At 39.3% G+C, this 23,413-nt stretch carries 16 protein-coding genes and 3 pseudogenes; 16 read left to right on the plus strand and 3 right to left on the minus strand.

Annotated elements, in window-relative coordinates; translation table 11 throughout:
- The first annotated feature begins 30 nt into the window (after positions 1 to 30).
- The 4 genes from uxaC to HT574_RS09130 all read left to right on the plus strand — a co-directional run bounded on the left by uxaC (position 31) and on the right by HT574_RS09130 (position 4,164).
- A complete protein-coding gene (gene uxaC, locus HT574_RS09115; protein WP_175244344.1) occupies positions 31 to 1,434 on the plus strand; it encodes a glucuronate isomerase in 1,404 nt (467 codons plus the stop codon).
- 33 nt (positions 1,435 to 1,467) lie between these two features.
- Positions 1,468 to 2,550: a mannonate dehydratase gene (uxuA, locus tag HT574_RS09120; protein WP_175244345.1), complete on the plus strand. Its 1,083-nt coding sequence runs from the start codon at positions 1,468 to 1,470 to the stop codon at positions 2,548 to 2,550.
- Complete coding sequence (locus HT574_RS09125; protein ID WP_017434261.1) at positions 2,551 to 3,396, plus strand: SDR family oxidoreductase; 846 nt, start codon at positions 2,551 to 2,553, stop codon at positions 3,394 to 3,396. It begins immediately after the preceding gene.
- 117 nt (positions 3,397 to 3,513) lie between these two features.
- Complete coding sequence (locus tag HT574_RS09130; protein ID WP_175244346.1) at positions 3,514 to 4,164, plus strand: YesL family protein; 651 nt, start codon at positions 3,514 to 3,516, stop codon at positions 4,162 to 4,164.
- A 95-nt stretch (positions 4,165 to 4,259) separates the two neighbouring features.
- On the opposite strand, the pseudogene HT574_RS19900 reads toward HT574_RS09130, so the two are convergent.
- Positions 4,260 to 4,470 (minus strand): annotated as a pseudogene (locus tag HT574_RS19900) (hypothetical protein); the annotation flags it as partial.
- A gap of 8 nt (positions 4,471 to 4,478) precedes the next feature.
- Here HT574_RS19900 and HT574_RS09135 point away from each other — a divergent pair.
- The 5 genes from HT574_RS09135 to HT574_RS20500 all read left to right on the plus strand — a co-directional run bounded on the left by HT574_RS09135 (position 4,479) and on the right by HT574_RS20500 (position 12,011).
- Positions 4,479 to 6,086, plus strand: a complete 1,608-nt coding sequence (locus HT574_RS09135; protein ID WP_175244347.1) for a glycoside hydrolase family 43 protein — start codon at positions 4,479 to 4,481, stop codon at positions 6,084 to 6,086.
- Positions 6,087 to 6,235: 149 nt separating this feature from the next.
- On the plus strand, positions 6,236 to 7,561 hold the full coding sequence (gene xylA / locus HT574_RS09140; RefSeq protein ID WP_175244348.1) for a xylose isomerase: 1,326 nt from the start codon (positions 6,236 to 6,238) through the stop codon (positions 7,559 to 7,561).
- A gap of 18 nt (positions 7,562 to 7,579) precedes the next feature.
- A complete protein-coding gene (xylB, locus tag HT574_RS09145) occupies positions 7,580 to 9,079 on the plus strand; it encodes a xylulokinase (RefSeq protein ID WP_175244349.1) in 1,500 nt (499 codons plus the stop codon).
- A 569-nt stretch (positions 9,080 to 9,648) separates the two neighbouring features.
- Complete coding sequence (locus tag HT574_RS09150; RefSeq protein ID WP_175244350.1) at positions 9,649 to 11,793, plus strand: Sip1-related alpha-galactosidase; 2,145 nt, start codon at positions 9,649 to 9,651, stop codon at positions 11,791 to 11,793.
- 41 nt (positions 11,794 to 11,834) lie between these two features.
- Positions 11,835 to 12,011 carry a DUF624 domain-containing protein gene (locus HT574_RS20500; RefSeq protein WP_175244351.1) on the plus strand — a complete coding sequence of 59 codons (177 nt, stop codon included), beginning with the start codon at positions 11,835 to 11,837 and terminating at the stop codon, positions 12,009 to 12,011.
- A gap of 600 nt (positions 12,012 to 12,611) precedes the next feature.
- On the opposite strand, the pseudogene HT574_RS09160 reads toward HT574_RS20500, so the two are convergent.
- Together HT574_RS09160 and HT574_RS09165 are read right to left on the minus strand one after the other, a co-directional pair.
- Positions 12,612 to 13,796 (minus strand): annotated as a pseudogene (locus HT574_RS09160) (IS3 family transposase).
- A 298-nt stretch (positions 13,797 to 14,094) separates the two neighbouring features.
- Positions 14,095 to 14,883 (minus strand): sugar phosphate isomerase/epimerase family protein, encoded by a 789-nt coding sequence (locus HT574_RS09165; RefSeq protein WP_175244352.1) that lies wholly within the window; start codon positions 14,881 to 14,883, stop codon positions 14,095 to 14,097.
- Positions 14,884 to 15,174: 291 nt separating this feature from the next.
- Here HT574_RS09165 and HT574_RS09170 point away from each other — a divergent pair.
- The 7 genes and pseudogenes from HT574_RS09170 to HT574_RS09200 all read left to right on the plus strand — a co-directional run bounded on the left by HT574_RS09170 (position 15,175) and on the right by HT574_RS09200 (position 23,406).
- A pseudogene (locus HT574_RS09170) lies at positions 15,175 to 16,410 on the plus strand (IS256 family transposase).
- Between the two features lie 598 nt (positions 16,411 to 17,008).
- Complete coding sequence (locus HT574_RS09175; RefSeq protein WP_175244353.1) at positions 17,009 to 18,337, plus strand: ABC transporter substrate-binding protein; 1,329 nt, start codon at positions 17,009 to 17,011, stop codon at positions 18,335 to 18,337.
- A 77-nt stretch (positions 18,338 to 18,414) separates the two neighbouring features.
- Positions 18,415 to 19,377, plus strand: a complete 963-nt coding sequence (locus HT574_RS09180) for a carbohydrate ABC transporter permease (protein WP_305798067.1) — start codon at positions 18,415 to 18,417, stop codon at positions 19,375 to 19,377.
- The gene (locus HT574_RS09185) at positions 19,374 to 20,249 is read left to right on the plus strand and encodes a carbohydrate ABC transporter permease (protein ID WP_175244354.1); all 876 of its coding nucleotides are present in this window, start codon (positions 19,374 to 19,376) and stop codon (positions 20,247 to 20,249) included. Before HT574_RS09180 ends, HT574_RS09185 begins: the two co-directional genes overlap by 4 nt.
- Before the next feature lie 41 nt (positions 20,250 to 20,290).
- The gene (locus HT574_RS09190; protein ID WP_175244355.1) at positions 20,291 to 20,959 is read left to right on the plus strand and encodes an aspartate/glutamate racemase family protein; all 669 of its coding nucleotides are present in this window, start codon (positions 20,291 to 20,293) and stop codon (positions 20,957 to 20,959) included.
- The gene (locus HT574_RS09195) at positions 20,960 to 22,492 is read left to right on the plus strand and encodes an FGGY-family carbohydrate kinase (RefSeq protein WP_175244356.1); all 1,533 of its coding nucleotides are present in this window, start codon (positions 20,960 to 20,962) and stop codon (positions 22,490 to 22,492) included.
- Positions 22,489 to 23,406, plus strand: a complete 918-nt coding sequence (locus HT574_RS09200; RefSeq protein ID WP_175244357.1) for a class II fructose-bisphosphate aldolase — start codon at positions 22,489 to 22,491, stop codon at positions 23,404 to 23,406. The genes HT574_RS09195 and HT574_RS09200 overlap by 4 nt, the downstream gene beginning before the upstream one ends.
- Positions 23,407 to 23,413: the final 7 nt, after the last annotated feature.

Raw genomic sequence — 23,413 nt, forward strand, 5'->3', positions numbered from 1 at the left:
TAGACTTTAAATGAAAAAGGGGGGAGCTGCGTGCAGACATTTATACACGAAGATTTTTTACTGAAGAATAAATCTGCGAAGATTCTTTATCATGAATATGCGAAACATATGCCAATTATTGACTACCATTGTCATTTAAGTCCGAGGGAAATCGCGGAAGATAAACGATTTAAAAACTTAACCGAGTTGTGGCTAGACGGCGATCATTATAAATGGCGTGCAATGAGGATGCTGGGGATTGAAGAGAAATATATAACAGGGGACGCAAGTGATTATGAAAAATTCGAAGCATGGGCTAAAGCAGTACCTTATTGCATTGGAAATCCCCTATATCATTGGACTCATTTAGAATTAAAGCGCTATTTTCATATGGATACAATTTTGAATGAAAAAACATGCAGGGAGATATGGAATCATTGTAATCAAATATTGCAGCAAGAGGATTTTTCAGCCCGTAGCATCATTTCTAAATCGAATGTAGAAATGATAGGAACAACGGATGATCCATTAGATAGTTTAGAGTACCATAAAGTTATTCAAAGTAACCAAGATATCAAAACAAAGGTACTGCCCACTTTTCGGCCGGATCCATTATTAGAAATTAATCATCATTCTTTTTCAAAATATATAGGAGAGTTAGGGAAAATTACGAATATCGAAATAACTAATTATGAACAAATGTTAGAGGCAATTAGAAACAGAGTAAACTATTTCCACGAAATGGGATGTAGAATTTCTGACCACGGGCTCGAGTATATGCCATATGAAGAAAGCGATTTAAAAGAAGTGTCCGCTATTTTCCAAAAGCGAAAAGATGGTTTTATTGTAACGAAAGCAGAAGAAGATAAATATAAAACGTTTACATTGCGTTTTTTAGGACAACTTTATCATTCATTAGATTGGGCAATGCAACTGCATATTGGTTCAATAAGAAATACAAATACAAGAAAGTTCCAACAGTTAGGCGCAAATACCGGGTATGATTCTATTAACGATTTTATATTGGCAAAGCCGCTGAATTCTTTTTTAAATGCGTTAGAAAAAGAAAATAAGCTGCCTAAAATTATTATTTATACTTTAAATCCTGCATATAATTACGTTATTGCATCGACTGTTGGCAATTTCCAGGGCGAAGGAATTAAAGGGAAAATACAGTTTGGAGCAGCCTGGTGGTTCAACGACCATAAAGACGGAATTTTATCACACATGAAGGACTTAGCCAATGTAGGACTTTTAAGTAGTTTTATAGGCATGCTGACTGACTCAAGAAGTTTTTTGTCCTATGTACGGCATGAATATTTTCGAAGAATACTATGCAATTTAATAGGAACTTGGGTGGAAAATGGAGAAGTTCCGCCTGATTATCCTTTTTTAGGAAAAATTGTTCAAGATATTTGTTATTTTAATGCCAAAAATTACTTTAACATTCGGTAAATTTCCTTCAATGAATCAAGGGAGTGCAAAGCGATGAAAATGACATTTCGGTGGTTCGGCAAGGACAATGATACTGTTTCGTTGGATGAGGTTAGGCAAATTCCCGGGGTGGAGGGAATTGTAGGAGCATTATATCATATTCCTGTGGGAGAAGTTTGGCCGCTTGAAGATATTTTAAATTTGAAAAAACAGGTAAATGAAAAAGGATTCCATCTTGACGTAATTGAGAGTGTGAATGTTCATGAGGATATTAAACTGGGATTGCCTTCACGGGAGCGCTATATTGAAAATTATAAACAAACTATTCGGAATTTAGCGAAGGCTGGTGTGAAAGTTATTTGTTATAACTTCATGCCTGTTTTTGACTGGACGAGATCGGATCTAGCGAAAAAAAGAAGCGATGGCTCTACGGTTTTGGCTTATGAGAAAGATAAAATAGAAAATATTGATCCGGAAGAAATGGTTAGAAGAATCGAAAGTGGCTCAAACGGTTTTTTGTTGCCAGGGTGGGAACGTGAAAGATTGAAAACTATCAAAAACCTTTTTGCTCTATATAAAGGGGTTACAGAAGACGATTTATTTGAAAACCTGCGTTATTTTTTGGAACAAATTATCCCTGTCGCAGAAGAGTGCGGGATTAAAATGGCGATTCATCCCGATGATCCGCCTTGGTCGGTATTTGGGTTGCCGCGAATCGTAACAAATAAGGAAAATTTAGAGAGAATTGTAAAGATGGTCGATAGCCCATCGAATGGAATCACATTGTGTTCAGGGTCATTGGGTGCTAATCCTAATAACGATATTCCAGAAATGTTCAGATATTTCTTGGAAATGGATAGAGTCCCGTTTGTCCATGTTAGAAATATAAAAATACATGAAAACGGCGATTTTGAAGAAACATCCCACCGTAGTTGCGATGGTTCGCTTGATATATGTGAGATTGTAAAAGCACTTCATGATATGAACTTTCAGGGATATATACGTCCTGACCATGGACGTATGATTTGGAATGAAAAAGCGCGGCCGGGATACGGGTTATATGACCGGGCGCTTGGTATCATGTATCTCCTTGGAATTTGGGATAGCCTGGAAAAACAAAAGAAAGGGAGAGTATAAATGCTGCCAATCCATCCAAATCTAAAAGGCAAAGTAGCAGTGGTTACCGGTGGTGGCGGAGTGCTGTGCAGCTGCATGGCTAAGGAGCTGGCTAGGCAAGGAATGAAAGTGGCAATCCTTAACCGAACGTTGGAAAAAGCGGAGAAAGTAAAGGAAGAAATTATCAAGCAAGGCGGCGATGCCATCGCCGTTCAATGTAATGTGTTAGATGTTGATAGTGTAAAAAAAGCGGAAGAAATCGTATTTCGTGAATACGGCCCCTGTGATGTATTGATTAATGGGGCCGGCGGTAATCATCCACAAGGGATTACCACAAAAGAGATACTTGAACAAGAAGATTTGGATCACACGGAAATCACTACATTTTTTGATCTTACTACCGAAGGGTTTAAGTACGTGTTCGATTTAAATATTGTGGGCACTGTCATTCCAACGCAAATTTTTCTAAAACGAATGATCGGAAAAAAAGGGACGATTATCAATCTCTCATCGATGAGCGCACCGCGGCCAATGACGAAAGTTCCGGCATATAGCGCTGCCAAAGCGGGGATTGAAAATTTCACAAAATGGCTGGCGGTGCATGTAGCTAGTGTCGGAATTCGTGTCAATGCGATTGCCCCAGGATTTTTTCTAACGAAACAAAATGAAAATTTACTAAAAAATCCAGATGGATCATATACGGAACGTACAAGAAAAATTTTATCCCACACACCGATGAAGAGATTAGGGAATCCTGAAGATTTATTAGGAACTTTGCTCTGGCTTGTCGATGAACAAACAAGTGGGTTTGTTACAGGAATTGTTGTACCAGTTGATGGAGGATTTTTGGCATATGCTGGCGTCTAAGGATAGGGGGCAGGGAGAATATCCTCCTCAGTTTATTTTTAAATATTCAAACAATATAAATATATTTGTGGTATACTATTCCATAGGAGAGATGTCATTGCAAAAGGTGGATTAAAAATGCGTTCCGGTTGGCTAGAAGGAAGAATATATGGCATATGCGAATGGATCACCCGATTGGCGTATGTCAATATACTTTGGGGACTCTTTACATTAGTAGGAGCGATTTTTTTAGGCGTTGCGCCTGCGACGGTTGCGTTGTTTACTGTTGTAAGGAAATGGCTTCTTTTTAGCGATAACGATGTGCCGATTTTTAAAACGTTTTTTAACACATATAAAAAAGAGTTTTTGCGGGCCAATAAGATTGGGCTATTTATAGGACTTGTTTCTTATATTTTATATATTGATTTTCTATATATTGCAAACGTCCGAGAAGCGTTTCAGCTAGCATTTTCCGTTTTTCTATTTGTTATTTTAGTTTTTTATGCTATCACGCTTTTATATATCTTTCCTATTTATGTTCATTATGAACTGCGGTTCTTGCAGTATATAAAATACTCCTTCTTTATCGGGATGGCGAATCCGTTAATGACACTGACCATGTTCCTTAGCATCTTCTTGCTGACTGTTTTATTTATTTATATACCTGGACTTATTCCATTCTTCAGTGTCAGCTTAGTTTCGGTTGTTTTAATGTGGTGTGCGTTAAGAGGATTTCGTAAGATTGAGGAGAAGCAAAATGCTATTCATCGTTCTAACAGCAAAGCTTAACAAAAAACCACAGCATTCCACTACGGTGATTTTTGTATAACTAGCTAGAATGGACAAATAAACGACTATTACATTGGCTCTAATTTCTTTCACTAGAACACATTATAAACTACGTCGGATTTAAAGCCGCTTCCACAGTCCTTGGACTGTACGGAGGACAAAACAACAGTTCCAAGCGGTGTTTATTTTCTTCTAAAAATGGTTCGTGATGAATGCAGGCGTTGTTAACACCATCACCATCTTCCCGATTATATGTGTCGAGGTAGTTTCATATCTTTTTGCAAATGTTTTCGGAAAAAGGAGGTAACACAGATATGGTAAGAATAAGAAATCCCATTTTAACCGGGTTTCATCCAGACCCATCCATATGTCGTGTAGGAGAAGATTACTATATTGCCGTTTCCACATTCGAATGGTTTCCAGGAGTGAGGATTTATCACTCGAAAGATTTAAAAAATTGGCGTTTAATTTCAAGACCATTAAATCGATTGAGTCAGCTGAATATGTTAGGGAACCCAGATTCAGGAGGAGTTTGGGCACCCCATCTATCATACAGTGACGGTAAATTTTGGCTTATATATACAGATGTAAAAGTAGTGGAAGGGCAGTGGAAAGATTGCCATAATTATCTTGTCACTTGTGAAACAATTGATGGCGAATGGTCTGACCCTATTTACTTAAATAGTTCAGGTTTTGATCCTTCTTTATTTCACGATGATGATGGAAGAAAATATTTGGTTAACATGTATTGGGATCATCGTGTCGGCAACCATTCTTTTTATGGGATTGTGCTTCAGGAATATAGTGTTGAACAACAAAAACTCATTGGGAAACCGGAGATTATCTTCAAAGGAACGGATTTGAAAATTACCGAAGGCCCACATTTGTATAAAATCAATGGCTACTATTACTTATTGACAGCGGAAGGAGGTACAAGATACAATCACGCAGCAACCATTGCGCGGTCAAAATCTCTCCGGGGACCGTATGAAGTGCATCCAGAGAACCCATTGATTACATCCTGGCCATATCCGCGTAATCCGCTGCAGAAAGCGGGGCATGCCTCCATTGTGCATACCCATACGGATGAGTGGTTTTTAGTACATTTAACAGGCAGACCGCTTCCGCAAGAGGATCAACCATTGCTGGAACACCGAGGCTACTGTCCGCTTGGGCGTGAAACAGCAATCCAAAGACTGGAATGGAAGAACGGCTGGCCTTATGTTGTAGGAGGAAATCAGCCTTCTTTAGAAATTGAAGGACCGAATGTGGAAGAAGTAAAATGGGAGAAGGATTATGACGAAAAGGATGATTTTGACTGCGATGTTTTAAACCCTCATTTCCAGACGTTGCGAATTCCGTTAGGAGAGGATATAGCCTCATTAAAAGATAATCCTGGACATTTGCGGTTATATGGAAGGGAGTCGCTAACGTCGAAGTTTACGCAAGCTTTTGTAGCTAGACGATGGCAGCACTTTAACTTTATTGCAGAAACGAAAGTTGCCTTTCGCCCTACAACATTTCAGCAATCTGCAGGACTTGTAAATTACTATAATACGCAAAACTGGACGACGCTTCAAATTACTTGGCATGAGGAAAAAGGAAGAATTCTTGAGTTAATGACATGTGATAATTTTACATTTGATCAACCTCTTCGAGGGGAAGAAATCGTTATACCAGATGACGTAGAATATGTCTATCTTCGGGTCGAAGTACAGACGACTACTTATCAATACTCTTATTCATTTGACGGGGAAAATTGGGTAAAAATTCCTATAAGATTTTATTCATACAAATTATCAGATGATTATGTAAGAGGCAGAGCTGCTTTTACCGGCGCGTTTGTCGGGATGCACTGCCGAGATAGTTCAGGGCAAAACAATTATGCTGATTTTGATTACTTTTTGTATAAAGAATTGTGATAGCTTTGTTAAATTATATAAAACACTTTGTTTATACAATAGACAAACAAAGTAAGAGGCGTTATAATTTTGTTAAGATTTCTAATTGCTGTTATATTTATTTATCACCTACTATTAAGTTCTAAAAGATTATGAGGAGGAGTCCTATTATGTCTTATTTCAACACCATCAACGCCATATCCTATGAAGGACCAACGTCTAAAAACCCGCTTGCGTTTAAATTTTACAATCCGGAAGAAAAAGTCGGAGATAAGACAATGGAAGAGCATTTGCGCTTTTCGGTTGCGTATTGGCATACGTTTACAGGGGATGGATCGGATCCGTTTGGGGCAGGCAATATGATCCGTCCGTGGAACAAATACAGCGGAATGGACTTAGCAAAAGCGCGTGTAGAGGCAGCTTTTGAGTTTTTTGAAAAACTAAATGTCCCATTCTTCTGTTTCCATGATGTGGATATCGCTCCAGAAGGAGAAACATTAAAAGAAACATACAAAAATTTAGATATCATCATAGACATGATTGAAGAATATATGAAAACAAGCAAAACAAAGCTGCTTTGGAATACGGCGAACTTATTTACCCATCCCCGCTTTGTCCATGGCGCCGCCACTTCTTGCAACGCCGATGTATTTGCGTATGCAGCGGCCAAAGTAAAAAAAGGGTTGGAAATTGCGAAACGATTAGGAGCGGAAAACTACGTATTTTGGGGCGGACGGGAAGGATATGAAACGCTGTTAAATACCGATATGAAACTGGAGCTGGACAACTTAGCCCGCTTCTTGCATATGGCGGTGGATTATGCGAAAGAAATTGGGTTTGACGGCCAATTTCTAATTGAACCGAAACCGAAAGAGCCAACGAAACATCAATATGACTTTGACGTTGCAACTGCGTTGGCCTTTTTACAAACATATGGACTAAAAGATTACTTTAAGTTCAATATTGAAGCGAACCATGCAACGTTGGCGGGGCATACGTTTGAACATGAACTGCGGGTGGCCCGCATCCATGGCATGCTCGGGTCGGTGGATGCGAACCAAGGGGATACGCTGTTAGGATGGGATACGGACGAATTCCCGACAGACTTATATTCTACCACGCTTGCCATGTACGAAATCTTGAAAAACGGCGGCCTTGGCCGTGGCGGATTGAATTTTGACGCCAAAGTAAGAAGAGGATCGTTCGAACCAGAAGATTTGTTTTACGCTCATATCGCTGGAATGGATAGCTTTGCTGTTGGATTAAAAGTAGCCCATCGATTAATCGAAGATCGCGTTTTTGATGAGTTTATTGAGGAACGATACAAAAGTTATACGGAAGGAATTGGCCGGGAAATTGTGGAAGGAACTGCAGATTTCCATAAATTGGAAGCGCATGCTTTACAGCTCGGGGAAATCCAAAATCAATCGGGCAGACAAGAACGGCTGAAAACATTGCTTAATCAATACTTGCTTGAAGTTTGTGCAACCCGTTAAGGAAAAGAGGGATTGGCCTTGGATCACGTCATTGGTGTGGATTTAGGGACAAGTGCGGTAAAGGCGCTGCTTGTGGATCGGAATGGGAATGTAAAGGGAGAGTGGACAGAAACTTATCCCTTATATCAGCACCATTCCGGATATAGCGAACAAAATCCTGAGGATTGGGTAGAAAAAACGATTGTTGCTTTAAGAAAGTTATTGGAAGTTTCCCATGTTTCTCCTGACTCTGTTTGTGGATTGAGTTTTTCGGGGCAGATGCACGGGCTTGTGCTTTTAGATAAGGAACGGAACGTGCTACGAAATGCCATTCTATGGAACGATACAAGGACAACGGAAGAATGCCGGGAAATTGAGGAGGAAGTGGGAAGAGAAACGTTATTATCGATTACGAAAAACCGTGCGTTAGAAGGATTTACGCTGCCGAAGCTGTTGTGGGTGAAAAAGCATGAGCCGCATCTTTATCAGCGTGCGTACACGTTTTTGCTGCCGAAGGATTACGTCCGTTTCCGCCTTACGGGACACATTGCGATGGAATATTCCGATGCGGCGGGAACGTTGTTTTTAGATATTGAAAATAAGACATGGAGCCAGCCTATTTGCGACGTCCTTGGCATTGATGTTCAGCTGTGCCCTCCTTTAGTCGAATCAACGGCATATGTCGGAACATTGCTTCCGGAAATCGCGGAAGAAACCGGATTATCTACGAATGTAAAAGTTTTTGCCGGCGGTGCCGACAATGCTTGCGGTGCCGTTGGCGCCGGAATTTTATCGGAAGGGCGTATGATGTGCAGCATCGGTACATCCGGTGTCGTTTTGGCGTACGAGCAAACAGGAGAGAAAGATTTTGCTGGAAAAGTTCATTATTTTAATCATGCCAAGCCGAATGCCTACTATATTATGGGGGTGACATTGGCCGCTGGGTATAGTTTTGATTGGTGGAAGCGCACGTTTATGGAAGACCTCCCGTTTACCGATATTGTCAAACGGGCCTATGAATCACCGATTGGTGCCAATGGCTTGTTGTTTACCCCATATTTGGTAGGGGAACGAACTCCTCATGCCGATGCCGATATCCGCGCCTCCTTTATCGGGATCGACTCTTCGCAGACAAAGTGGGATTTTGCGCGTGCAGTGATGGAAGGAATCACCTTTTCGCTGAATGAATCGGTGGAGATGATTAAGGCAAGTGGAAAAACGATCGAGTCGGTCGTTTCCATCGGTGGGGGAGCGAAAAGCAGGGAATGGCTGCAATTGCAGGCAGATATATTTGCGATCCCAGTGGAAAAATTAAAAAATGAGCAAGGTCCAGGACTGGGAGCAGCAATGATTGCCGCGTATGGCTGCGGCTGGTTTGATTCGCTCGAGCAATGTTCGGACATGTTTAAGCAGGTAGAGCTTGTTGTTGAGCCGCAAAAAGAGGCGGTAGCACGTTATCAGGAGTTATTTGCTATTTACCGCGAGATTTATCCGCAAACAAAAGAGATTACAAAAAAGCTGAAGAAGTTTCGGGACTAACCTTGTTTAATATTTATTATGCAATGTCGGCATGTGGTGCCGGCATATTTTTATTAGGCAATAAAACCATGATTATTAAAACGAAAACTTCTCCAAAAGTGCGCAGTCGTTGTCAAGGTGTAGTTGCTTAACTTGAAAGATATTGGAAAATTTACACTGTTATAGTGTTCACTATTCAATTAATTAAATCTTTTTAAAAACCCCTTCTACAGCCAATTTTGTATGAGAAAACCAAAACACTTTATTCAGAGATGATTAGAAGCAATAATGGAAGAAAGGTGTTTTCAAGTCTTAAAATTAGGATTTGAAATTGATATAATATATTTTGCAAATAATTAATAATTTTTTAAATGTAATTATAATATGCATCTATAAATAATATAAAAATATGTTCGGCTTACGATTGTAAAAATCGAAGTAAATTGCACGATAGAACGTAGGATAAAAGGTAAATGAAATTTAATATTCCTAACATGTGATTCAAGTTTCTTTTAAGTGTATAGGATCTTTAACAAATATGTCTATTTATTCTGCCATCTAAAATCTAATTCATGGCGAAGGAGGAAATAATGGTGCAACAAATGGGTGAGGGTGATAGACTCCATCTAGTTAACATCGTAAAAGATATTATAAGGAGATCGCAAGTTTGGGTAACATTTCATGACGGTTTTTGTGCCCAACTTAAGCATGATAATTCGATGGAAACTATTGATAGGGACAGATTTGGTAATTATACAGCCATAAAACATTTCCTTGAAAATAGGGAAAAAGGAGTGAATTTATCGCTCTATTTCAAAATATATGATGATATGGTATTTACTTATGTGGATGCTTATATTCAAAATGAAAGGTTGCAGAACAGACATACTTATTTTGCCCCAGAGAAATGCATCATTTTAAAAGTCCATAGCCTTGGGCCTATAGAAGGAATGTTAGCACATTACCAACATAAAGACTGGTGGACACGTCCTTATTTTAGTAAAGATTTTTCCAGCCTACCAGATAGAACCCAATCGCTTTTATGGAAGACGCCAAAAAATTATTATTATTTGTTGCCTGTCTGTTCAGATATATATAAGACAGAACTTTCTGGAAATGGGAAGGGTTTTGATATCAAACTGTCCTCTTATGTTGGGGGGGTTGACCGTTGCTGTACACTGTCATTCGTATTAGGTATAGGAAATAATCCTTTTACACTTTCAAAAAAAGTTATTGATAGTTCCATAGAAGTGCTTGGATTTCGAACATTACCTCGTTCGAAAAAACGATATCCCGAGATTTTAGAGTATCTTGGTTGGTGTAGCTGGGATGCCTTTTATCATCAAGTAAATGAAAAAGGTATTGTAAGAAAAATGGCTGAACTTAAGGAAAAAAAAGTGCCTGTTAAATGGGTGATCATTGACGATGGGTGGTTGGATGTTAAGGAAGATCGCCTCTACTCATTTAATGCTGATAAAGAGAAATTTCCTAATGGCCTTTCTTCGACAATTAATATATTGAAAAATCAATTCGGGGTGAATTGGGTAGGTGTTTGGCATACAATCGCAGGTTACTGGGGCGGTATTCATCCAGAAAGCCCATTAGTAAATGAATTGAGAAATTTCCTATATCAAACAAACAGTAATAAATTTGTTCCTTATCCGGATTCCGTTAAAGGATTTGGTTTTTGGAGTGCCTGGCATGAGATTCTAAAAAAACAAGGTGTGGACTTTGTAAAAGTAGATAGCCAGAGTGCTATTAATAATTTTATGATGTATCAAAAGTCTATTGGCGAGGCTGCTCGCGGTACCCATGTAGCCTTGGAAGCATCAGTTGGCTTATACTTTGATCACTGTATTATTAATTGCATGGGAATGGCTTCTGAAAACATCTGGAATCGCCCTGTCTCCGCGGTTTCAAGAAATAGTGATGACTTTGTACCAAGTAAAGAGATTAGTTTTAAAGAGCATGCACTACAAAATGTTTACAATTCATTTTATCACGGTCAGTTTTATTGGGGAGACTGGGATATGTTCTGGACGAATCACGAAGAAGATATTCAAAACGCCGTACTTAGAGCAATAAGTGGAGGCCCTGTTTACTTTAGTGACCGTGTAGGAGAAACCGATCCTTTAATAGTTTGGCCGCTTATTTTGAAAGATGGCCGCATATTACGGGCAGATCAACCTGGACTTCCGACAGAGGACTGTTTATTTGTTAACGTGAATGAGGAAAAGGTGCCTTTAAAGGTTTGGAATAGAGTAAATGAGAATGGGATTATTGTGGCATTTAACATCAATGTAAGAGGTGAACGGGTAAAAGGGGTAGTTAGTCCATCTGATGTACCGGGACTTATCGGCCAAAAGTTTATTGTATTTGACTATTTTAATCAACAAGTTAACATACTTAATGCCACACAAAAACTCGATTTGGTACTTGAGGAGGAAGACGTTGCATTATTTATCATTTGCCCGCTTGATGGGGAGATTATCCCGCTAGGTCTTTTAAATAAGTATTTAACAACCAAAACTATTTTAGAAAAAATAATAATGGACAAGAAAATGATTGTTCGCCTAGCAGAAGGAGGACAATTTGGTTTTGTTGCATTTCGTGAACCTAAAATTGCAGCGGTAAATGGCCAACAAGCGCTCATTTCTAGACAGGGAGAAGCTTTATTTACCATCGATTGTTCTGATCAGGAAGGAGAAGTATGGATTGAGTTAATCTATGAATAGTTTTTTTGATAAACCACGCCAGGAAAGGCGGGCAAGATGCGATGATAAAAAAGCAGTCATGGTGGGAATGGATTTGGAGACTTTTAGTGTTAAATATTATATGGTTTTTGTTCTCACTTCCCATTGTTAGTATTATACCAGCAACCGTAGCGATGTTCGCTGTTATCGAGAAATGGCTAACATGTGACATTGATATCCTTATATATAAAACATTTTAGAGAGAGTTTAAAGCATATTTTTGGAAAAGTTATTTAGAAGGAATAATTCCACTTGTAATTAGAGTATCTATTGTTGCTGACCTTCTCATTTGGAAGAATCAGTTTTCAGGAACTATGTTGCTGCTTCGAGGAGCTATCCTTACTATTGGTTTTCTTTACTTTATTGCTGTTTGTTATAGTATCCCGGTTTATTTGCGGCTACAATTACCATGGTATCGAGCTTTATTTTTTTTTTCGCTTATGCTTGGAATTAAACAGCCTCTCATAACTTTCCTTGCATTAAGCAGTATATTGATTGCGGTGATGGCTGTCCTATTTTGGACTGGAATAGGAATTCTTTTTGTTGGGAGCATCCGTGCGATTTCTATTGCAAAAGCTGCTCACGTTGGCATTCAAAGATTTCAAAAAAATGTGAATAGCACATGTATCGTCTCTGTAGTGGATTAGACCTTTTCTCGATATTCGGATCGAGAAAAGCGGATTGATCCCCTAAAAGTTTGGACACATCCTATCTTATTTTAGGTTATTCTCAAAATTTCTCGTTTTTTTTTGGCAAGAAGACAAAATCCTCTTGCCTTATACGCGAACTTCTTTGATGATTCACGATTCCGTTTGCGCTTTTTTGTAAAATTCATGCGGTGGAAGATCGAGAATACCCGAATGAATCCTTCGCTCGTTATAAAATTTCATGTACTCCATCACGGCTTGATAAGCTTCTTCATAGCTGTCAAACGCCATTCTTCCTAGACATTCCTCCTCCAGTAAACGATGAAACGCTTCAATATGCGCGTTCATATTCGGCGTCCGTGGTGGAATCCGTTCATCTTCGATTCCAAATCGCTCACAGGCAGCTTCAAAGGCATGAGAAATAAATTGCGGGCCGTTGTCTGTCCGAATCACAGGTTTATTTGCCTGTTCAAATTGCTGACGCTTGAATAACGCTCTTTGAAGCGTCTTTACGGCATCGCTTCCTGAACAACTCAACCCAATATGGTAATCAATCACCGAACGGTCATACACATCGATGAGCGACAAAACAAAGAAAAACGATATATCCATATTTCACATCCATTTCCCATAACTGATTCGAACCTGTAATAATGCGATTTCGAGCGAGTTTCTTCGGATATGGAATCCATTTCTCTCGCTGCGAACGTAGTAAGTCCATCGCTTTACACCATCGATATACTTTTTTCTTACTGATCACAAGCTGATGGTCTCTTCTTAACTGAATGGTCAGCTTGCGATATCCGTAGGCAAATCCTCCTCCCATCACAAGTTCAGAGAGCCATTCTTGGATTGGTCCGTCTGGCACTTTTTCGCCAGTTGCCGTTAGAGAGTAGCCGGGTGTTGGACGTCCCCCACCTACTGTTTTCTTCTCGACTTTTCCGTTCTGCTGATAATAGTAGGTTGAGCGATGGATTTCTAGAATCTCCAATACTTTTGTAATCGGATATCCTTTCTTGATCCACTGCTCGGCTACTTCCAATTTTTCAGTAAGTGAGGGTTCTTCTTTTTTATCAAATCATGCAAAATCGCGATTTCTAAATCTTTTTCCCCTAATAGCTTCTTGAGCTGCTCGTTTTCTTCTTCCAGCCGTTTGATTTCAGCTGAGAAGGAAACCATTTCTTGTCCTAGTTTTCCTTCTTCATATGCCTTCACCCATCTTTGCACAAGATTCGGGCTAATCTCGTATCTTCTAGCTGCCAATGCTTTATTTCCAACTTCTAATGCTTCTTTCACCACTTGTAGCTTAAATTCCTTTGAATGTTTTCTTCGTTTCATGTACATCAAAAGCCCCCTTCATTATTTGGTCACTTCGATTATAAAAAACACCTTATCGAGTGTCCAAATTCATTAGGGGGCTAATGAGTAACTATGATTAAAAAATATGGTATTAGTTTCACTTACTACACCAAAAACAACGAGAGTACGAGTCAATAAATAAAGTATGAAAGCACAGCCAGACGGAGTTGGTCAACAACAAGTTTATAAGGATGAAGAAGTTGAACCATTACTTCTTCCGACTATCCATCGCTTCGTGTTAAGAATCGTGTGTAACCACATATTGATGGGAAACATCCTAATTTCCAAGTAATTGATAGACTAATTGAAGTCCATTGGCACAGTCTTCCGTAGGATCGTGATCGCCTGATTCATGTTCGATGGAGAGCGATCGATTATAGTTGATTTCTCGCAATGCTTGGATACAGGCTGAAACGTTAACAATACCATTGCCTAAAGCTGTTGTGTTATGAGCGCCTATTTCTTTAACATCTTTAAGATGAATGTGGAATAAATGGTCTTTTAATTGCCAAATTGCTTCATGTGCAGGAAATCCTTGTGTTTCAAACCAACCAGTATCAACGCATGCCCCAAGCCAATCATCGAAGCCATCGATGATTTCCTTAATTTCATTAGGGTGTTTCTCGTCATGGTTTTCTACTGCGACCTTAATTCTGTAGTCGCGACAAAGGGAGGAAATGATTGGTGCGGCATTTTTAGAAATACCACTTGTAATTAAATCGATGCCGAGCATTTTGCAGGTCTCGAAGCAAAGACGTGTCCAGCGAGGAGAACGGATTGGGTCGCCTAACGAACATGAGTAGCTGATTACTGTTAATCCATGTTGCTGCCATATCATTTTTAACTCATCAGCAAGATATGGTGTCATAAATTTTGGAAACGCATGCGCCATCCACAACTCTATATATGTAAACCCTGCTTTCGCGATATCAGCGCATATACGATCAAATTCAGCGAGACTAAAGTTTTCGATGACCCGTCGTTCAGCTATTCCCCATTGTTGAAAGCTAGTTTGATAATTAGAAGATCGGGCAAAGTAGTTAGCAGTATGAAAAGCAATACGCATTTCCTTCCCCCTTTTCCTTTTCTTAAATAAAATTTGTTATTTTGTGGTTTTTGGTGTTGTGCTGATAATACAAAACCACAAAACAGCGTCAATCCGTAAAGAGAGCGCCTGTATATTTTATTCTTAAATTTCTCCGTAATACCTTCTTTTAAAGATGTTTTTCTCTATAGGCCTGTAGAGTTAAGTCCATATAATTGTGTAAAAAGGGAAATAGAAAAAGAGCCATGTTGCTTCCCCTTTGGTAGAATAAACAGTGGACCAAAAACACCAAACATAAGGAGGAATGCAACCATGGCTCAATATCATATTACCCTAAATGATGAACTGTTGCACGGGTTATTCACCAGAGATGAGGGATTAGCTAAGCTATTGGAACAAGTCCTCAATCAAATCCTCGAGTCACAAGTAGAAGAACAGCTGGAAGCTCGCCGTTATGAACGAACAGAAGAACGAAAAGGCTATCGAAACGGTTCGTATTCACGCCAGCTGACGACCCGGGTGGGACGGTTGACCTTGCGCGTTCCACGGACAAGAGATGGGGAGTTCTCTACGGAACTGTTCCAACGGTATTAACGGAGTGAACAAGCACTGGTACTGGCACTAATGGAAATGGTGGTAAACGGGGTGTCTACCCGAAAAATCACTCAAATCACGGAAGAATTATGCGGCACTTCGTTTTCCAAGTCCACGGTCTCCTCACTGTGCAAGGGACTGGATCCGATTATCCAAGACTGGAATTACCGTTCCCTTCATGAACACGTGTATCCGTTTGTGCTAGTAGATGCTATTTATACGAAAGTCCGGGAGGATGGACGAGTACGCTCCAGAGCCGTGTTGATCGCTACAGGAGTGAATGAGGAAGGATATCGGGAAATTCTTGGCCTGCAAATCGGAAACAGTGAATCGGAGTCCAGCTGGAGCGAGTTCTTCGGATGGCTGAAAGATCGGGGACTCCGGGGAGTGGACTTGATCATCTCGGATCAGCACGGTGGGCTGGTGCAAGCCATTGAAAAGCATTTGCAAGGCGCTACATGGCAACGATGCCAGACACATTTTATTCGCAATATCCTCGATGCCGCACCAAAGTATATGCAGGATGCCTTGCTCGAGGAGATTCGTGGGATTCTTCATGCTCCAAATAAGCAAACGGCCCGGCTGTTATTGGAACAAGTGCTGGCCAAATGGGAAGAAAAAGCCCCAAAAGCCATGCAAATCCTCGAAGAGGGATTCGAAGACGCCACCGCCGTATTGGATGATCCGGACCGTTATCGTCGGCGTCTGCGCACGACCAACGGAGTGGAACGGCTGAACGAAGAAATTCGCCGCAGAGAACGGGTCATCCGCATCTTTTCGAACCGGGAATCGGTGTATCGCCTCGTTGGTGCCGTGTTGATCGAAATCGATGAAAAATGGATGTCAGGGCACAAATACTTGGATATGGCTGAATATTGGCAGTGGCGGAAAACGAAAGAGCAAGGAGTCCGATCGGTGAATCAGGGGGCTCCGGCGATCAAGAGAGTGGGATAACCTCTACGCCGTGTCAAGGAGAACGCGGAATACCGGAGCGAAGCGAGGATATGCCGCGAAAGCTCCTTGACACGCCTGTCCCTTGACAACATGATCATTTGTCTGGGAAGGCGGCCGGCAGGGAGGCTTGCCGGACACACCTGCCATACATCAAGTCATCAGGTCCATGTTTTCTATCAAAGGGGAATTTACACAATAATTTGGACTTGACCGGCCTATTGTTCCAAACGGTATAAGTGAACAGTTTATGTCAAAGAGAAAGAAACATCAAAATGTTTTTGTTGGTATACGCAAGAACATCATCTGCATTTCAGATGGTTAACAATAGATCAAATAATTAAGATTATATTACTTATTTACTATTTTTTATTATCTGTTAAATTATAATATTCTGAATATATTGACATGTAAGCGAATTCATATCATAATAAAAACAGCAAAACCCCACAACATCACAACAAAATAATATAACAACCGTCATGCTGTGAGACGGACAGCAAGAATTCGATGGAAACTTGCCGATGTTGGTGTTTGTAGCAAGCAGCGGTGAATCGGCGAGGGGATCTTTTTTAAGATTTAAAAATTAGGAGGGAGAAGAATGAAAAGAGCCAAAAAAATTTTCTTGCTGTTGTTTGTTCTTGCTTTAAGCCTTAGCTCTCTGTTATTTGGCTGTAGTAACAAGGAAACAGCAGGAGAAGAGGGGAAGAGAAAAGACGGTAGGGTTGTAGTTGACTTTTGGACATTTTGGGGTTCTGAAATAAGACGTCCAATTATTGAAAAAATCATTGATGATTTTAACAAATCCCAAAATAAAATTTATGTAAAACATACATATCTTCCGTGGGGAGATATTTGGACAAAGGAATTAGCAGCAGTTGCCGCAGGGAATCCTCCTGATTTAATCGTCCAAGATATTAATACAGTTGCCCAACGTGCTCAAAAAAACCAAAACACAAATCTAGCAAAATATATAAAAAAAGATCCGGAGATTAAAAAGCGATTCTTCCCAAAATTATATAATGCAACCTTGTATAAAGGGGATCCTTATGCACTGCCGTTTAACACAGATACTCGCATCTTATTTTATAACAAAGACGCCTTTAAAGAAGCTGGACTAGACCCCGAAAAACCACCACAAACATGGGAAGAATTAGAGAATTACGGGAAAAAGTTAGATATAAAAAAAGGTGGTCATTATGAGAGAATTGGGTATGTTCCTGGACATGGCATTGGTCCTGATATTTGGATGATTAATGCAAATGGTAAAGGTTTTTGGGACTATGAGAAAAACAAGCCAATTATTAATAGCGATACAAATGTAGTAACTTTAGAATGGTTTAAAAAATATCAAGATTACTATGGTCAAAAAGAATTAGCGACATTTAAAGCTGAATTTGGCGATCAAAGCTCAGATCCATTTATATCTGGAAAAGTAGCAATGATTACTGAAGCTGCAACATTTTATACAAAAATTAGAGATTATGGAAATGGAATGAATTTTGGTGTTGCTCCGCTTCCTGAAAGAGAACCTGGTTCAGGTCATACAAGCTGGGGCGGTGGTTTTGTATTAGAAATTCCTCGTGGTGCGAAACATGCTGACGCTGCTTGGGAATTTATGAAATATTTAACCGATGTTAAAGCACAGGAGTATTGGGCAGTAAAAAACTTTGACAACGTTGCCAATATTGAAGCGGCAAAAAAAGCTGCTAAAAGCCCTGAGTTAACAGTGGAAGCTAAGAAAGTATATGATCTAGCTACAAAAAATATGGAAAATACTATTTTGACTCCTGTCCCTCTTGCAACACCTGATTATTTAAATTTAGTCAAACCAGAAATTGATGCTGCGTTACTTGGTAAAAAAACTCCTAAAGAAGCATTGGATGATGCACAAAAAGCTGTAGAAAAATTGGTCAAGAGCAATAAATAGCCAATAGCGCTAGGAGTGAATGCCTCCATTCGCTCCCTGATTCATCCAATCGAGTAGTAGAGGGAGGGGAATTCTTTATGCAGCCTTCACTATCAACAAAAAATGAGGCAAAACTAAATCGTCAGAAGAAACGAAAATTTATGACCATACAGCGAAAAGAAGGATTACAAGGCTATCTTTTTATTGCACCTTGGATTATTGGTTTTTTACTCTTTACAGCGGGACCACTGTTATTTTCCCTATATGGGAGTTTTACTAATTATGATATTACATCAAGAATGGAATTCATCGGTTTTAAAAATTACATAAGAATGTTCACAGATGATGACTTGTTTTGGGTTTCTCTGACCAATACGTTGTATTATGTTGTCATTTCTGTTCCTCTTACAACTGTTGGAGCCATTATATTGGCAGTGCTGCTTAATCAAGGTGTGCCGGGCATGAGAGTTTATCGTACCATTTTTTATTTACCAGCTGTTCTTTCTGGAGTCGGTGTTTATCTGCTTTGGATGCAGTTATTAAGTCCTTCGTCTGGGCTTGTCGATACATTTCTTTCATGGTTTGGAATCGACGGTCCGGCTTGGCTATTTGACCCTAAATGGACGAAACCAGCATTAATCTTTATGAAAATGTGGAGTGTGGGTGGCGGGATGCTACTCTACTTAGCAAGCCTACAAGGAGTGCCTAAATCATTATATGAAGCTGCAGAGATTGATGGTGCAAACGCATTTCAACGTTTCCGCCACATTACTTTGCCGATGATTACCCCTGTTATTTTTTTCGATCTTGTTACTAGTTTAATTGGAGCGTTTCAAATATTCCAAGAAGCTTATGTAATGAGTAAAAATGGCGATGGAGGGCCAAATAATTCATTGCTTTTTTTTAATCTTCATATGTGGAACAAAGCGTTTAAGGCATTTGATATGGGGTATGCAATGGCAATGTCGTGGTTATTATTTATAGTTGTCCTAATCTTAACAATTATCAATTTAAAACTTGCTCCTCGATGGGTACATTACGATGGGGAGGATAGAAAATGAAGGATAGCAGCCAAATTAGAAACAGCTATTTCCAAAGTGTCAAGTTAAAGAAAAGACTAATTAAAATAATTGTGACAATTATTTTAACATTTGGGAGTATTTTAATACTTTCTCCTATCTGGTGGATGGTTTCTACCTCATTAAAAGATATGAAAGAAATCATGACGTATCCACCAACTTTTATACCAAAAGAATTTCACTTTGAAAACTATATTAAAACCATTCAGGCTGCTCCATTTGGACGTTATGCACTTAACACATTATTCATTACGATTTGCGTTGTGATAGGCAGTGTTTTAGCGAATTCGTTTATTGCTTATGGCTTCGCCAAAATTCGTTTTAAAGGAAGCAATTTATTGTTTACCATTGTTTTAGCGACAATGATGATTCCAGGGTTTGTAACGATGATACCACAATATATTCTATTTTCTAAACTGGGCTGGATAAATACTTATCTTCCTTTAATAGTACCTTCCTTTTTTGGTAGTGCATTCTTTATTTTTTTATTACGTCAATTTTTCTTAACAATACCAAACGAATTAATTGAGGCAGCCAAAATAGACGGGGCAAACCATTTATATATTTGGTGGAAAATTATTATTCCACTTTCCAAACCAGCTATAGCAACTGTAGCTATCTTTGCCTTCAATGGTGCTTGGAATGACCTTTTGGGTCCTTTACTTTACATCAATGACGAATCGCTATACACATTGCAAATTGGATTACAGGTTTTTAGAGGACAAAATGACACTCAATGGAATTACTTGATGGCAGGTTCACTTTTAGTTTTATTGCCGGTTATTCTCTTGTTCTTTTTCTTCCAGCGTTACTTTATCGAAGGCATGAATCTGACCGCGGGCTCCAAAGGATAAAGAATTTTGTACATCTATAAAATGAGGAGTGCAGCTGTATCATGAATAAGATTTTGGCGATTATTCACACTACTCCAGTTACTATTGAAACACTAAAATTTTTAGCGGCGAAATACCTTCCTGGATACAAAGTGATTAATTATTTGGATGATTCGATTTTACCACAGTTAATTGAAAATGGCGGGAAAATTGAGGAGGTTCGGGATCGATTAATTCAATACGCAAAATATGCCGAACAGGCAGGAGCTACAGTGATTCTAAATGCATGCTCTTCAGTTGGTGAATTGGTGGATGTCATGCGTCAACAGGTGTCTGTTCCAGTTGTTAGAATCGATGAGGAGATGGCGGAAGAAGCAATTAGACGTGGACGGAAAATTGGAGTTGTCGCAACATTATCGACAACACTTAATCCAACTATTTCCCTTCTTCAACGAAAGGCAGTAGAAATGAATAAACAGGTCGAAATCGAACCACTTTTGGTTGCGGAAGCTTATGAATGTCTTTTAAATGGTGATAAAGCAAGCCATGATGAAATGATTGCTGAGACGTTGAAAAATATCATACAAAAGGTAGATATTGTTGTTTTAGCTCAGGCTTCCATGGCTCGTTCTATCGAAAAATTCCCTAAAGATATACAAACAAAATTTCTAACAAGTCCTGAACTTGGAATGGAAAAGGTGAAACGAATCGCGAAAGGATTGATACAATGAATGAAACTCTTAAGCATTGATATTGGAACTACACATTGTAAAGCAGGGTTGTTTACCGAAGAAGGAGATGCCGAAAAAATTGTCGTTCTTCCAAACATCAAATATTATGATCGGAACGGTTATCCATATTATAAGCCAGAGCAACTTTGGCAAACGATCGTAACCTGTATAAAAGATGTATTGATAGAAAATAAAGAAGTTATTTCTGCCATTGGGATAACGGGCATGGCGGAAACAGGTTTGTTATTGGATTTAAAGACAGGGCAGCCAAAAACAGATTTTATTCCATGGTTTAGTAAGTGTGCAGAAAAAGAGGCAGAGATGATATGTAAAGAGGATGATCCGTTTCTCCGCTTTTGTAAAACAGGCCTTCGTAGTAGCTATAAATATGGATTGGCAAAACTTCTTTGGTTGAAAAAACAAGATTCTTCCATTTTTAAAGATGCCATCTGGCTTTCTGCACCAGATTATATAGCATACAGAATAACAGGTACTATTAAAACGGATTATACGCTAGCTCAGCGAACATTTGCATTCCGAATTGATCAAAAAGTGTGGGATTTTGAATGGCTTGCCCATTTTGGGTTACCAAAAGAAATATTTCCTGAAGCTTTGCCAAGTGGTACCAAAGTAGGGGAAACTAATCAAGAAGAATTAATAAGGTTGGGCATTGCCTTCGGAACACCGGTAGCTATTTCAGGACATGATCATGTATGTGCATCTGTAGCTGTTGGTGCAATTAATCCAGGGACTGTTTTTAATTCAATTGGTACAGCGGAGACATTAGTTGGTACCTTGAAGGAACGACAATTAGGTAAAAAAGAGTTTCAATCGGGATTATCTTTTGGCTGTCATGTATTAAAAAAACGCTTTTTTTGGATCGGAGGAATTCAGTCTTCTGGTGGTTCAGTAGAGTGGCTCAGAGTTTTATTATCGGATGTTAAATTAACTTACGAGCAGGTCCAAAGACTTTCTTCTTCAACTAGGGAAGGGCCGACCGGAATTTTATATTATCCATATTTAGCGGGGGCTGGAGCGCCGCTACCGGATTCTGCTGCCAAAGCTGCATTCATAGGATTGACGGCATCACACAAGAAAGAGGATATATTAAAAGCGGTTTTTGAAGGGATATCTTTTGAAATTGAAAGTATTCGTAGGGCTGCGGAACAAGTAATCGAATTACCTATTCGAAAAATGTTTGTTGTCGGCGGCGGCACAAAAAATCGCTATTGGATGCAAATAAAGTCTGATGTCACAAACTGTTGTTTGTCTATTCCGCCCGTTTCTGAGGCTACGCTTCTTGGAGCAGCGATTACAGCTGGAATCGGATGCGGAATCTATAAAGATGAAAACGAGATGGTTACTATTCTTTCGCAAGGCGAAACAACAGAAATTTATCCCAATCAAACATTCCACCAACGATATAAAACGTTATATGAGTGTGGATATTTGCAGTTACAACAAGCATTAAGGAAATTTTATCACATTCAGCAAACAGTCTTCTCAACGGAAAAGGAGAATCTAGTCAAATGAATAAAAAAATAAAATTTAAGAATGTTTTAACTTTAAAAAAGGTATTGGAACAAGCGGAGAAAAACGGATATGCTGTCGGTTCTTTTTCACCTCGCTATATACCAATGATTAGACCGGTTTTGCGAGCAGCGCAAAAAACAAAATCTCCAATCATTGTTCAAATCTCGCAAAAAGAAATGGATATATATGAAATTAAGCCGTTTGAGTTTGCTGCTGAATTTTATAGAGTACTAGAAGAAGAAGCAATTACGGTACCAGTTGTTCTTCATCTCGATCATACGAAAGAGTTATCTGTCATAAAAGAGGCTATTGCGGCAGGTTTTACCTCTGTTATGATTGATGCTTCGGATAAGCCGTTATTAGAAAATATGAAAATTACGAAAGAAGTAGTAGAATATGCACATTCTAAGGGGGTATCAGTAGAGGCGGAACTTGGAAAAATTGGATCAACAGATTTGGTCGAGACGGATACGGATGAAGAGCTATATACAGACCCTAAAGAAGCGATGCTTTTTGTTAATGAAACAAAATGTGACGCATTGGCAGTTTCCATTGGAACCGCCCATGGCGTTTACCAAGTACAGCAACCAAAATTAGATTTCAAGCGTTTACGGGCGATTCGTGAACTAACTCCTGTTCATCTTGTATTACATGGGGGGTCTGGAGTGCCTTCCGAGATGATTCAAAAAGCAATACATATTCCATGTGGCGGCATTAGCAAAGTAAACATTGCCACTGATCTAGAAGTAGCTTTATTAGAAGCGTTAGGGCGTAAGAAACGAATGACAAATTCCGAATGTAAAGCACTATCAAAAGAACAATTAGCATTGGCCCAAACAGCAGTAGAACAGATTGTTATAGATAAAATAACAAACTTTTTGGGGAGCAAAGCAAGGTCATCTGAGCTCTTCTGATTAGCAA

Origin of the sequence: Parageobacillus sp. VR-IP, from assembly GCF_013357975.1 — a bacterium.
Lineage (GTDB): Bacteria > Bacillota > Bacilli > Bacillales > Anoxybacillaceae > Saccharococcus > Saccharococcus caldoxylosilyticus.